At 38.3% G+C, this 13,644-nt stretch carries 13 protein-coding genes; 1 reads left to right on the top strand and 12 read right to left on the bottom strand.

Annotation, left to right across the window (positions count from 1 at the left end; genetic code table 11):
* Window positions 1–36: 36 nt before the first annotated feature.
* Window positions 37–2,595 carry a calcium-translocating P-type ATPase, SERCA-type gene (locus FHY60_RS06535; protein WP_139904210.1) on the bottom strand — a complete coding sequence of 853 codons (2,559 nt, stop codon included), beginning with the start codon at window positions 2,593–2,595 and terminating at the stop codon, window positions 37–39.
* A gap of 161 nt (window positions 2,596–2,756) precedes the next feature.
* Between FHY60_RS06535 and FHY60_RS06530 the strand changes: the two genes are divergently transcribed.
* Complete coding sequence (locus FHY60_RS06530) at window positions 2,757–4,391, top strand: putative manganese-dependent inorganic diphosphatase (protein ID WP_139904209.1); 1,635 nt, start codon at window positions 2,757–2,759, stop codon at window positions 4,389–4,391.
* Window positions 4,392–4,573: 182 nt separating this feature from the next.
* Here FHY60_RS06530 and FHY60_RS06525 read toward each other — a convergent pair whose 3' ends face one another.
* From FHY60_RS06525 to flhA, 11 genes are all read right to left on the bottom strand, one after another.
* Window positions 4,574–5,338: a hypothetical protein gene (locus tag FHY60_RS06525; RefSeq protein WP_139904208.1), complete on the bottom strand. Its 765-nt coding sequence runs from the start codon at window positions 5,336–5,338 to the stop codon at window positions 4,574–4,576.
* An 84-nt stretch (window positions 5,339–5,422) separates the two neighbouring features.
* Complete coding sequence (locus tag FHY60_RS06520) at window positions 5,423–5,740, bottom strand: hypothetical protein (RefSeq protein ID WP_139904207.1); 318 nt, start codon at window positions 5,738–5,740, stop codon at window positions 5,423–5,425.
* A 125-nt stretch (window positions 5,741–5,865) separates the two neighbouring features.
* Window positions 5,866–6,651, bottom strand: a complete 786-nt coding sequence (locus FHY60_RS06515) for a flagellar hook-basal body complex protein (RefSeq protein WP_139904206.1) — start codon at window positions 6,649–6,651, stop codon at window positions 5,866–5,868.
* Between the two features lie 11 nt (window positions 6,652–6,662).
* Window positions 6,663–7,445, bottom strand: a complete 783-nt coding sequence (locus tag FHY60_RS06510) for a flagellar hook-basal body complex protein (protein ID WP_139904205.1) — start codon at window positions 7,443–7,445, stop codon at window positions 6,663–6,665.
* A complete protein-coding gene (locus FHY60_RS06505; protein WP_243122245.1) occupies window positions 7,442–7,603 on the bottom strand; it encodes a hypothetical protein in 162 nt (53 codons plus the stop codon). The genes FHY60_RS06510 and FHY60_RS06505 overlap by 4 nt, the downstream gene beginning before the upstream one ends.
* A 35-nt stretch (window positions 7,604–7,638) precedes the next feature.
* Window positions 7,639–8,082, bottom strand: a complete 444-nt coding sequence (locus FHY60_RS06500; protein ID WP_139904203.1) for a DUF6115 domain-containing protein — start codon at window positions 8,080–8,082, stop codon at window positions 7,639–7,641.
* 29 nt (window positions 8,083–8,111) lie between these two features.
* Window positions 8,112–8,840 carry a FliA/WhiG family RNA polymerase sigma factor gene (locus FHY60_RS06495; protein WP_139904202.1) on the bottom strand — a complete coding sequence of 243 codons (729 nt, stop codon included), beginning with the start codon at window positions 8,838–8,840 and terminating at the stop codon, window positions 8,112–8,114.
* Between the two features lie 28 nt (window positions 8,841–8,868).
* Complete coding sequence (locus tag FHY60_RS06490) at window positions 8,869–9,516, bottom strand: flagellar brake protein (protein WP_139904201.1); 648 nt, start codon at window positions 9,514–9,516, stop codon at window positions 8,869–8,871.
* 16 nt (window positions 9,517–9,532) lie between these two features.
* Complete coding sequence (locus tag FHY60_RS06485; protein WP_139904200.1) at window positions 9,533–10,390, bottom strand: MinD/ParA family protein; 858 nt, start codon at window positions 10,388–10,390, stop codon at window positions 9,533–9,535.
* Window positions 10,384–11,559, bottom strand: coding sequence for a flagellar biosynthesis GTPase FlhF (flhF, locus tag FHY60_RS06480; RefSeq protein ID WP_139904199.1), 1,176 nt, complete (start codon window positions 11,557–11,559; stop codon window positions 10,384–10,386). Before flhF ends, FHY60_RS06485 begins: the two co-directional genes overlap by 7 nt.
* Window positions 11,559–13,628, bottom strand: coding sequence for a flagellar biosynthesis protein FlhA (gene flhA / locus FHY60_RS06475; protein ID WP_423243576.1), 2,070 nt, complete (start codon window positions 13,626–13,628; stop codon window positions 11,559–11,561). Before flhA ends, flhF begins: the two co-directional genes overlap by 1 nt.
* Window positions 13,629–13,644 lie beyond the last annotated feature (16 nt).

The following is a 13,644-nucleotide window of genomic DNA, read 5'->3' as shown; positions in this document are numbered from 1 at the left end:
GCAATAAAAAAAACGGAAGCTGAGCTTCCGTTTTTTTTACTTTCTCCTTAAATATAGGTATACGCTGTTGATCAAGGCTATGATGCCTGAGAAGAAGAGTACTATGAACCATTGGGTGGATCCAAGGGCTACTGTGTCGAATACCTTTTGCAATGGTACCACATAGATAATGGATATGAGCATGGTAACAGAGATCAATACAGCGCCAATCAAATATTTATTTGTCAACGGATTGATTTCAAACAATGAATGCTTCTCAGACCTGCACTCAAAAACATGGATCAGCTGTGAAAGTACCAGGGTGCTTAGGGCAATGGTTCTGCCGCATTGTAAGGAGTAGCCCTTCATTTTGGCAATGATGAAGGCAAATACAGTGCATATGCCGATAAGTCCTCCACGGAATACGATCTTCTCAGTGAGACCTCTGGCAAAGATGCTCTCATTTTTGGTTCTTGGTCTCTCATACATTATATCTTTTTCAGGTGGGTCTATTCCCAGAGCAATGGCAGGCAGGCCATCGGTAGCTAGGTTTACAAACAGTATTTGTATGGCCTTTAGGGGCGGATCAAGGTAGAATAAGGTAGCCAGGAACATTGTAAGAACTTCACCGAGATTACAGGATAACAAGTATCTTATGAACTTTCTTATATTCCTATAAATAACTCGGCCTTCCTCCACAGCCGCAACTATTGTAGCAAAGTTGTCATCCATTAAAATCATGGAAGAAGCTTCCTTGGTTACATCTGTACCGGATATGCCCATGGATATTCCTATGTCCGCTTCTTTAACCGCAGGCGCATCATTTACCCCATCACCGGTCATGGCCACAATTTTACCCTTGGCCTTTAAAATTTTTACTATCCTCAACTTATGTTGAGGACTTACCCTGGCAAAGATAGACAGCTTATCTATCCTTGCAGAAAGTTCTTTATCGCTGAGCCTATCCAACTCTTCACCGGTTATTACCTCGTCAATGCCCTTGCAAATGTCCAGTTCTTTTCCTATGGCATAGGCTGTATTTTTATGGTCTCCGGTTATCATAACAGGCTTTATCCCTGCAATACGACACTGCAATACAGAATCCTTAACTTCCTTTCTTGGCGGGTCAATAATACCGGCAATCCCCACAAAAATGAGGTCATTTTCTACAGATTTGCTGTGGGTAATGCCTGTATCCCTGTAGGCTGCTGCTATACATCTCAGGGCTTTACTGGACATAATATCTACATTATTTAAGATTGCCCTCCTATAGTAATCAGTCATTGGTTTAGCTTCACCATTGATCAATATCCTCTTACATTTTTCCAATATTCTCTCAGGAGCACCTTTTACATAGCAGGTCTCTATTCCCCTTTCCTTCATCACCACAGTCATCATTTTCCTATTGGAGTCGAATGGGATGTCATAGGTCCTCAGAGCCGTTGACATAAAGGCCTTAAGCTCCCTGCTGTCTTCAAAAAAGGCTCTTATCAAGGCTGTTTCAGTAGGATCACCAAAAATGGCGGGGGAAATGTCCTTTTTATCGAAGTCAAAGTTCACATCGTTGCAGAAGGTGAAGATCTTCTTCAATATAGTGCTGTTGATTAAGCCCTTAAAGCTCTTTCTGTCACCGCATTCTACCATATTATTATTGTAGTAAATGGCTTTAACCGTCATCTTATTTTCTGTGAGTGTACCGGTCTTGTCACTGCAGATTATAGAAGTACACCCCAGGGTCTCAACTGCAGGTAGCTTTCTTACCAGGGCATTTCTCTTCAGCATTCTGGATACACCTAGGGCCAAGGCCACTGTTACTATAGCCGGTAACCCCTCCGGTATAGCTGCTACAGCCAAACTTACTCCCATGAGGAACATGTCCACCGGAGCATTACCTCTTATGATACCCAATACAGTTACCATTACGCATATGACTATACAGATTGCCACCATTACCTTACCTAGGGATGCAAGCTTTTCCTTCAAGGGCGACTTTTCTTCTTCTATGTTCTGAAGCATGTCTGCAATTTTGCCCATCTCTGTTTCCATTCCAGTATGTATTACCTTAGCGGTAGCCTTTCCCGTTAAGAGTACAGTACCCATATACAAGGAATTTTCCTTATCTCTGGAGCTCTTGATTACCCCTACAGATTCTCCCGTAAGCAGGGACTCGTCAACCATAACATTGCTGGAATGTAGTATCACAGCATCTGCAGGAATTCTGTCACCGCTTTCCAATAAAACTGTATCTCCTATCACTATGTACTCGGCATTTATAACCTTAACCTTCCCATCTCTTATTACCTTTGCTGTGGGTGCCGCCATCTTCTTAAGTGCATCCAGTGACTTTTCTGTTCTATATTCCTGAACAAAGCCTAGGATAGCATTCATAAAAATTATTATCAGAATCGTAATGGCATCTGCCTTTTCTCCCATTAACCCTGATATAATAGTTGCTGCTATCAGAACCCAGGTTATGAAATCATTAAACTGTGCCAGAAATATTTTAAAAGGTGACAACTTTTCTTTCTCTTCCAACACATTTAGTCCATACTGTTTCAGCCTTCTTTCAGCCTCCTGCGTGGTTAAGCCTCTTATCAGATCTTTTTCCTCAATCATTTATTAGCCTCCTTATAAATGTTCAGTGTCCCTTACACTATCCTATATAATATATGAGTGCAATTTTCCTGCTATGATGAATTTTATTCTTTACATTTATTAGAGATGAATATAAAATAAAAGAAATTAAATCGTTATCCTATTAAGGAAAGGGGACTTCTATGAAGGATGTTATTTATATAACCGGACATAAAAATCCAGATACAGATTCCATTTGTGCTCCCATTGCCTATGCTGAGTTTAAGAATAAAACTCAAAGCATACCGGCCATACCAGTGAGATTGGGAGAGATAAACAGAGAAACCCGCTTTGTGTTGGAATACTTTGATGTGGAGCCTCCCATGTTAATTGATACAGTAAAGGCTCAGGTTGCTGACTTAAACATTGATAAGATAGCGCTAATTTCCTCAGACATTTCCTTAAAGATGGCATGGAATCTGATGAAAAAAAACAATGTAAAAACTCTTCCAGTTACCAATGAAACTAATAACCTCATCGGCATCGTCTCAAATTCCAATGTTATCTCCACCTTTATGGATGTTTGGGATAACAACATTTTAGCTAAGAGTGATACCAAAATTGAAAACATCTTGGATACTCTATCCGCAAAATACATATACATACATGGTGAATCACCAAAATTTGAAGGAAAAATAATCATAGCCTCCCTTGATGCTGACTTTGAACAGGGAGATATAGCTATATGCTGCTCCTCTCAAGAAGTGCAATTACTGGCAATAAACAAGGGGGCATCCTTATGCGTCTTCACTGATAATCATGAAGTGTCAAAGGAAGTCCTGGACCTTGCCAAAGCCAAAGGATGTTCATTAATAGTTACTCCTTATGATGCTTTTACCGCTGCCAGGCTTATAACCCAAAGTATACCGGTTAGCCATGTGATGAGCAGGGATAATATCATAACCTTTAGCACTGAGGACTTTGTAGATGAAATAAAAGACATAATGTTGGAAACCCGTTACAGAAGCTATCCGGTTGTTGACAAAAATGACATTGTCATCGGAAGCATATCCAGGTATCATCTTATTTCTCAGAACAAAAAAAAAGTAATCCTTGTAGATCACAATGAGCGGTCCCAATCTGTTCATGGCATTGAAGATGCGGAAATACTGGAAATAATAGACCATCACAGAGTTGCTGATGTCCAAACCGGTAGCCCCATATATTTCAGAAATGAGCCAGTAGGAAGTACTTCTACCATTATAGCCTCCATATTCTTTGAGAATGGCATAAGGCCAAGCAAAAAAACAGCTGGCCTCCTGTGCGCGGCAATAATATCGGATACTCTTTTATTTAAGTCTCCTACCTCCACCAACGTGGATAGGATAATGTTAAAGAGACTTTCTGAAATAGCGGATATAGATGTAGAAAAGTTTGCCCGGGAAATGTTCAAGGCAGGTACTTCTCTATTGGATAAAACTCCGGAAGAGATCTTCCATCAGGACTTTAAAGTGTTCACCATCAGTAATTACAAGGTGGGCATTTCACAGGTGGGTACACTTGACATGGAAAGTTTCCAACCTATGAAACAAGATATTTTTAGCCTTATGGAAAGAAAGGTCCGTGAGAGCGGGTTTGCCCTACTTGTGCTAATGGTTACTGACATTTTAAAAGGCGGCTCCGAACTTATAGTAGCAGGCGAAGAAAAGGAAGTAGTTGCAAGAGCCTTTAACACTAAACTGGATGGTAACCACGTATACCTCCCCGGAATTATATCCAGGAAGAAGCAAATAATACCGCCACTGACCTCAACCATTTCCAGTATGAGTAAAACTTAGATTCATTAATAATTAATAATAAAGGTAAATTTTTCTTCGCTTGGCTCCGAAAAATTCTTTATATAAAAAATTCAGCCTTTGGCTGGATTTTTTTATATTAATCATAATTCATTACTGACGAATGAATATAGAAACTCTTTCCTTTCTACCCTATTGAAACATTAATAAATTTTCAATTACTGTTAAAAGTGTTTAAGCAGTATAAAGAACACAATAAAATATGTCATAGCTATCCCATAAGTAATCGACAAGTAATCTTTAACGCATACGCTGTCTATCTTATTACTGTATTCACCGTAGCTTTTTACATAGTGAACATCGTTGTGGTGAAAGTAGTAGTAAAAGTTAACTGCTTCAATATAGGCTCCAAGAATATCTATGTTAAGCAGGGGGCGGGTAAAGCAGTTGATGAGATAGTCACCCTTAAAATCAATGGAAAGTTTCCTGTTTCTTACTAAGTATACAAAATATAAGAGCAACTGAGCCAGCATGGATGGAATGATTGTCAAGAGAATAAAGAGAAATTTTAAAAATATATAGCTGTTGACATAGCAAATATTGTAAAGCAGCATATAGGCTATGCCGTATCCATTGCCTAGAAATAGTATATAAAAGAGCGGTGCAATAAACCCTCCCACTAGGGCCTTTGATATGGTAGAAATGGAATCATAAAAGTGAGTCCTATCTTTTATGTTTAAATTTTTTCTTTCTGTATTACTTATGTCTATTACTATAAATGCTGTTATGGCATTTATCAACTCATTTTTCCTATAATCGGATAACAATACGATAATAACAGAAATAATAAAAACATACAGGATTTCTGCTATAGTGACATTCCTCACGAACCTTCTTATTTTGTCGTCTATGGTTTCAATGAATCTACGCTTGTTTACCTTCCATAATATAATGCTCAGCATGCAGCCAATTATGTACCCTAAGCCCATAACCTCAACCCCCTCACAACTTCCTTGCTTCCTAATAAAAATAGCCTTATTGGTTTATACTCCAACAAAGCTATTTATTGTTTTTTAGTCTCTGATATCTTCAATGCTTACGGTTCTCATCCTCATATTCCAATTATTCAAATTTGAATTGAAGTTTCCATAGTTGTTTTCCAATGGATATGCCGGAGTTATGCATTCTGCTGTTGGTGAATATTGATAGTAATTATTTCTGTATGGACATTCATTTCTCATATAATTGTTGTCCATGTTATTGTTTGCTGCAAATGGGCAGTATCCATATGGGGACATACTATTATAGTTATTCATATAATTGTACCTGCCATTATAAAAGCTATTTGTATCATAAGTATACATATTATCCATGTTACTATAACTTATCATCTCAAACACTCCCTATATCTCATTAACAGTACATTATATGACACACCAGTTTAAAATATACAGCTAAAATTAGAGTTAATGATAAGTAAGGGCTGTCGCTCTTTTTTATGCGACAGCCCATTTACTTACTTCCTTAAATTATTTGCTATTCTCCACATCTCATCTGCGGTTTCAAGTCCCTTTGAACCAAGCTGAAAAGCTCTCTGGGTAACGATCATCTCAGTCATTTCCGTTACCAGATCCACATTGGAGCCTTCTATGTAGCCTTGATAAACTGAAGCTTGATTGGTCTCAACTATATTTGCACCTGGATTGGCTACATAGTAATTTTCACCATGGGATCTGAAAGCATCTGAACCGGTAGAAGTATATATAGGCAATCTTCCTACAACATTATAGCCTTGTTCATCCTTTAATAGTATCTCTCCACCTTCTGTTATTGAAAAGTTGTCAGATGTAAAGTTAATACTTGCCTCATCAACTCCCGGATTGAGAATAATGCTAACCCTGTTTCCGTTAGAGTCTACCAGCTTGTTGTTTGCATCCACATCAAAACGTCCTGCTCTTGTATAGGCAACACTTCCATCAGCCTTTGTAACTTGAAAATATCCTTCTCCGTCTATGGCAAAGTCCGTATTTTTGTTGGTTTCCTGTAGGATTCCCTGCCTATTATCTCTAACCCAGGCTGAGGTTTTTACTCCGGTGCCTGTAAATGGGTCTTGACTTCTTTCCTCATTATCAGATATGGGCACACCATTTCTATTGAGAGTCTCGCTCATCAGGTCCTGAAAGCTAACCGTTATCCTCTTATATCCATCGGTATTGGCATTTGCCAAGTTATTTGATATGGAATCCAATTTCTCTTGGTTTGCCATCATAGCGCTTTTACTGTTCCATAATGTTCTTAACATACTTCACCGCCTTATCTTACAGTTCCTATTTCATTTACAGCCTTACCCAAGGTTTCATCCATAGATTGAATTACCTTTTGATTTGATTCATAGGTTCTAAGCACAGTCATCATATTTACCATTTCGTTGATGATATTCACATTGGACTTTTCCAAGCTCTTCTGTTTAACAACCGCATTGGACTCCATTGGTGCTTCACCGCTGTAGAGGTTATCTCCAACCTTTCTCAGTGACTTGTAATCAGTAAAATCTGCCAATCTGAAACGATATTGGGCTGTGCCGTCAATGTATATGTCATTATTGCCGTCAACTACCATCTTTCTGTTGCCAACATAAAGTGGTTCTTCTGCTCCGGTATCCATATTTACGGCCAGTACGTTATCACCGGTGGCTGTGACTAAATACCCTTGGTTGTTTACGTGGAATTCACCATTTCTGGTGTAGTAGGTACTTTGGTTTCCGTTAGCAGCAGTCCTTCTTACTGCGAAGAAACCACTACCAGCTATTCCAAAGTCTGTTTCCTTATCAGTCTCTTGAAGTAAGCCCTGGGCAAAATCCGTTAGAGTTTCATCGATCTCACTTCCGTTAGATATACTGCCGATAATGTTCCTTACGTTTTTTCCACCGGATACCTTGTCAAAGTTCTGTATAAGTACGTCATTAAACTTTTTAATTGCCAAATTATCTGCCTTATAACCAACGGTGTTAGCGTTGGCCATGTTATTTGTAATAACCTGTTGTTTTGCTTCCTGAGTTATCATACCGGAAACTGCAGTATACAATCCTCTTATCATTGTTCCACATCCTTACTTATCACTTTGAATTCTTCAGTATATTCCATGCCCAGTTCTCGGGCTCTTAGCTCTACCTGTTCATCAGTAAACTGCTTGTTAGGGGGTGCAAGGGACATTAAGAGGGTTGCAATTATTATTCCGATACCTATACCTAACAAGGTTCTTTTGTCTAGGATCAGCTTTGGAATTAGCTTTATTTTAGGTATAAATCCTTTATTAATAATATCTCCCCCTTATTAATTTCTAACTTTTCTGATATTTCATCAATGGAGTAGCCCTCTTTTAGGAGTTTCTCTATATCATTTATTTTTACATTGTTATTTGAATTTGCAGTTTCTCTTTCTTCACCCATGTTATTAAGATCTTGGGCTTCTTCGGATTCGCTATCAGTAATGTCCTCCTCTACCACTGAGTTGCCTTCCTTTAGTCTCATAATTTCCTGTTGCAGCTCTAATATGGTTTCTGCAAACTCTCTGCGCATTTCTCCAATCAACATTTTGGTGTCATCCATATTATGGGTACTGTTGTCTAAGATGTCTTTAAAATTACTTCCCTTTGGACCTTTTGCTTCCTTAAGCAAGGAATATAGACTAAAGATAATAATAGTTATGCCGGATAATATTAAAACTACTGCCATCTGCTCACTCCAAACATATGGTATTTTTCTTAATCTGTATACTTTAAATTTTGCATTGCCTTTCTCAGATTAACAATTGCCCTGCTGTGAAGTTGACATACTCTTGATTCCGAAACCTGAAGCACTTTACCAATATCCTTTAGCGTTAATCTTTCATAATAATATAAAGATAGTACAAGTCTGTCTTTCTCTTTGAGAGATTCTATAGCTTTTGTTAAATACTCCAGTTCTTCCTTTTCTTCCAAAGTTCTTTCAGGGCTTGGACTATTATTATCCACAATGGTACTTTTTAGTTCCATCTCATCGTCCTCGGAAAACAGTATGTCCTCCAGTGAAGTCTGAGCTATATAGTTTATATTATTTTCAATGTCAGCTACTTCGCTAGTGCTTAGGCCCAACTGTTCAGCAATTTCAACATCCGTCGGCTCTCTCATCAACTTGTTTTGTAACATTTCAATGGCTTCGTTATACATATTCAGCTTATCCATGGCCCCTTTTGAAATTGGACTGTTGCGTCTTATCTCATCAATCATGCTGCCCTTAATCCTGATGGAGGCATAGGTAGAAAACTTCATCCCTTTGGAAGCGTCATACTTATTAATGGCATCCATTAATCCAACCATGCCATAACCTAGGAGGTCATCATATTCTATATATTTACTTTTACCTATAATTACTCTTGATGCAATATACTTAACTAACGGAATATATTTCTTTACAAGTTGTTCTTTTACATCCAAAGTCTTAACCGCTTCCATTTTTCCTTCCCTCCTAACCTGCATTAACCTATAAATTCTTCCGTTGTTTTCTCATTAATGCAAATATATACTGTATAATTCTATCTCTGGTTCTTTCATCTATAATTGTGAAGTTGATGCCGCAATAATAATTAGCATCAGGCTGCTTCTCTACTCTTACCACTTCTCCCATAACCCTGATGGTCCCCTTATCCGTTGGGATGTCTGTAACGATTATATCTTTAAACTGTAGTCTTTGACTTGTGCTAAGTCTGCAGCCTCCCCCACTGATATCCAGTAAAATCCCTTTATTGGTGAACTGAATATTATCGTCCAGGGATATTTTATTAAGCTCTTCATTACTGTACCTTGTATACTTGATATAAGAAGTTGTACTAACTCTTACAAACTTCCTTCTCTGAATTCTAACCACATTTTGCGGCAAGGTCATAATAAGCTGAGGTACAGCATTTTCGACTTTTCTTTCAAGGACTAGAGACTCAAATTTATATACATTTAAATTGTCATAGTACAACATTTCCAACATCTCACCCACCGATGGAGTCATATAAACTCCATTCTTTACCGGCAGGCTTATAGAAAAATTATTGGAATTTTCATCTTGAATTGTACTCTTATAAACTTCGGTATTATTTAAAACTTCTATTCTACTGTTCACTATAAGCTGTATCGCCATTTTTCTCCCCCAATGCTTAAGAAAAAATATTGAAGATCTTTTTAAAGAAGCCTTGCACTCCTATTCCCTCTGACTTTTCTTCTGTTCCTATGAGCCTTTGAGCAATCCTTTCTATATCCCTTGAAGCATCACAGTTTGGATATGATAGGATAAAAGGCTGCTGAGCTCGAACAGCTTGTACAAGTTTTCTGTCTTCAGATACCATGCCCAAATAATTGAGTTCCATCTTTAAAAAGGTAGTGACTGCATTATTGAACTTATTATAGGTTACAAGGGCTTCCTTTTCGTCAAAGGCTCTATTGATAATAACCTTTGCCCTGCTCTTTAATTTGAAATGGTTCACGGCCTTCAGTAGACTATAGGCATCTGTTAAGGAGGTAGGCTCAGGAGTTGTCAGTATAAACAAATCCTCACAGCAGGCAATAAAACCAAGTACGGTTCTGCTTATACCTGCGCCGGTATCCATTATAATGTAATCCAGGTCCTCCAAAGCTGCCAATTTATTCAAAAATTCTTCCCGCTTATCATCCGGGATATCTTCTATTCTGTTCAAACCGGAACCTGCAGGCACAAGTCCTACCCCATATGGTCCTTTAATTATCACTTCTTCCACAGTCTTATTATTAAATATTATATCAAAAACATTGTATTTAGGCAAAAAACCCATTAATACGTCATCATTCCCCATACCCACGTCTGCATCAAAGACCAAGACTCTTTTTCCTGCCTTCTGCAGGGCGATAGAAAGATTTACCACGAAATTGCTTTTACCAACTCCACCTTTTCCTGATGTAACTGTGATCATTCTGGGTTTAGATTTCTTTTCAGTATTGTTGGTTGCCAGCTGTCTCAATTTTTGTGCCTGATCTAGCATATTGTCTCATCCCCCAAAACTAATTTACATACTTCATCTGCAGAAAGCTGTTTTATATCATCCGGTACATTTTGTCCTGTGGTCACAAAATTTAAAGGTTTCTTTGCACAGTCTAAAATATTTATGATAGAACCATAGGTTGTGGTTTCATCCAACTTTGTAATTATGATATTGTCATAATTTAGTATACTAAAGCCTTCTATGATTGAATCTACATCCTTTTCCTTAGTAGTACAACTGATTACCAGGTTTACATTCTTAGAATTTGTCTTCTCCACAAAGGCTCTAAGTTCTGATAATTGCATAGAATTCTTGCTGCTTCGTCCGGTGGTATCTACAAGAATTACGTCACAATCCTTCATACTGTTGATGGCACTCTCCATTTCCTTCAAGGTAATAACTACTTTAAAGGGAATGTTCATGATATCCGCATAGGTCCTAAGCTGTTCAACGGCACCGATTCTATAAGTATCTACAGTGATTAGTCCAACCTTTTTCTTATCCACCAAGGATAGCTTACCTGCCAATTTTGCTATAGTGGTTGTCTTTCCAACTCCCGTTGGTCCTACTAAAACCACTATTCCTTCCATCTTAGACTTTGATACCGTAACATACTTTTTTATAGCATTTCTAAGCTTTGTATTTTCATCTGTTTCTTCCTTGCTATTTTTTATATTGCTTATTATCTTTTTTACATTTTTATCATTGATGTCTGCAGCTTCCAAGGTAGTCTGGAGTTTTGTCTTTCTTGCGGTAGTCGTCTTATTGTTACCGGCAGATATTCCCTCCAATAAGCTCTTCATTTCAGCAAATTCCTTAAGAAGCTTCTCCTCTACGTCTGAAGATGCAGACTTTACTTGCTCAACTATATTTTCCTCAGGTGGCACTTGCTTTTCCACTGCCACTTTGGCAGGCTGGCTTTTAATTAATTCCTTTAGCTTATCGATACCTTCTTCGATATCAGTTTTTTTATTTTGTGCTTCCTTGTCTGCTTTTTTGGAGTTATCTACAGCTGCAGTAACTTCTATCAGTTTTCCGGAAAAAAAGCCTGAAAGTCCAGGCTTTCTTACCTTTCTCTGGCTTATAATTACCGCATCTATTCCCAATTCATATCTGATTCTTGTCATAGCCTCGTTCATATTGCTTACCAGATATCTTTTTATAATCATCAGATGGTCACCACCCCTTCAGTTCTAATTTCCACATCGTTTGGTATCTCATTTAGTGATAGAACCACTATATTGGGATATACCATTTCAATAAGTCTCCTAAAGGCTGGACGAATCTTTGGTGAAGTAAGGAAAACCGGTTGGTTTTCATAAAAGTATACACTCTGCATTACATCTTTTATAGAACCTAATATAGCTCCGGTAGTATCAGGGTCCAAGGCCGGGAAAGTGCCCTGAATAGACTTCTGAAGATTAGAGGAAATAAGTTCTTCTACTCTTGGGTCTAAGGTAGCTACCGTAATGGTCCTGTTTTCATCTATAAGCGGTGCACATATGGTTCTTGCCAAGGCAAATCTTACATATTCCGTCAACAGCTCAATATCCTTTGTAACTCTTGAATTATCTGCTAAGGACTCCAATATTGTAACCATGTCCTTTATTGGCACCTTTTCCTTTAATAAGCTTTGAAGTACCTTCTGCACTTCTCCGATAGTCATCAAATCAGGAATAAGCTCTTCCACAACGGCACTGTATTTTTCCTTAACTGTGTCTATAATCATCTTAACTTCCTGTCTGCCTAATAACTCATAAGCATGAGCTTTAATCGTTTCTGTCAAATGTGTCACCATTACAGTTGTAGGATCTACTACAGTAAGTCCTTTAATTTCAGCTTCCTCCCTTTGGTCCTTATTAATCCAAACTGCAGGAAGCCCGAAGGTCGGTTCAATGGTTCTTATACCCGGCATATCTGTATTTTCATTGGTTGGATCCATGCAAAGCAGCATGCTGGCCATCAATTCTCCGGATGCAATTACTGTTCCTCTTATTTTAACTACATATCCATTGGTCTTTAACTGGAGATTATCTCTTATTCTGATAGGTTGAACCACTACCCCCATCTCAATAGCACATTGTCTTCTTACAGAGGCAATTCTCTGCAGTAGATCTCCTCCGGCAGCCTCATCTGCCAAAGGAATAAGTCCATATCCGATTTCTACCTCCATAGGTTCTACAGATATAAGGCTCATTACATTTTCCGGTTCTTTCCTTTCTGTCTCCATCATTTCCAATTGTTCTGTTTCTATTTCTTTTATTACTTTTTCGTTTTGCTTTTTGCTTACCATGTATGCACCATAGCCTAAAACTGATGCTATAAGTAAGAAGGGAATTGTAGGCAAGCCAGGTATTAAGCCCATGAAAAATAATACTCCAGCACTTATACCTAATACCTTAGGAAAGGCAGTCAACTGTTTAGTCACCACGCTACCAAAGTTCTCATCGGTACCGGAACGGGTAACCAAAATACCTGAAGCGGTTGATATCAGCAAGGCAGGTACCTGACTTACCAAACCGTCACCTATTGTGAGTCTTACGAAGGTAGCAGCAGCAGTGTTAATATCCATTCCCATCATGACTACGCCAATTATGATACCACCTAGAATATTTATCAATGTTACGATGATACCGGCTATGGCATCACCCTTTACAAACTTAGAGGCACCATCCATAGATCCATAGAAGTCTGCTTCCATCTGCAAGGCTCTTCTTCTTTGCCTCGCTGTTGCTTCGTCAATTACACCGGAATTTAAGTCTGCATCTATACTCATCTGTTTACCGGGCATTGCATCCAAGGTGAATCTGGCAGAAACCTCAGATACTCTGCCGGCACCAGCAGTAATAACTATAAATTGAATAATAATAATTATTAAGAATATAACTACACCGACAACATAGTTGCCACCGATAACAAAGCTTCCGAAGGCCTCAATGATCTTACCTGCATTGGCTTCCGTCAATATCAATCTGGTTGAAGATATGTTAAGTCCCAACCTGAATAGGGTAGTAACCAGCAGTAATGTTGGAAATACAGAAAACTGCAGTACCTCTGTGGTAAACATGGTTATCATCAAAATAATTACAGATATACTGATATTCAAAGCCAATAGTATATCCAGCAGCACTGTAGGCAAAGGTATAATGATCATCATAACTATACCTATAACACCCAAGGCCACCAAAGTATCACTTTGATTTTTTAAATTTATTTTTGTTCCATTATTAACAGCCAAAATTATCACCCTTTAG

This window comes from Clostridium thermarum (genome assembly GCF_006351925.1).
In the GTDB taxonomy this organism is placed as follows: domain Bacteria; phylum Bacillota; class Clostridia; order Clostridiales; family Clostridiaceae; genus Clostridium_AU; species Clostridium_AU thermarum.
Note: the sequence above shows the minus strand (reverse complement) of the source record. Positions and strands in the feature narration are given on the sequence as shown.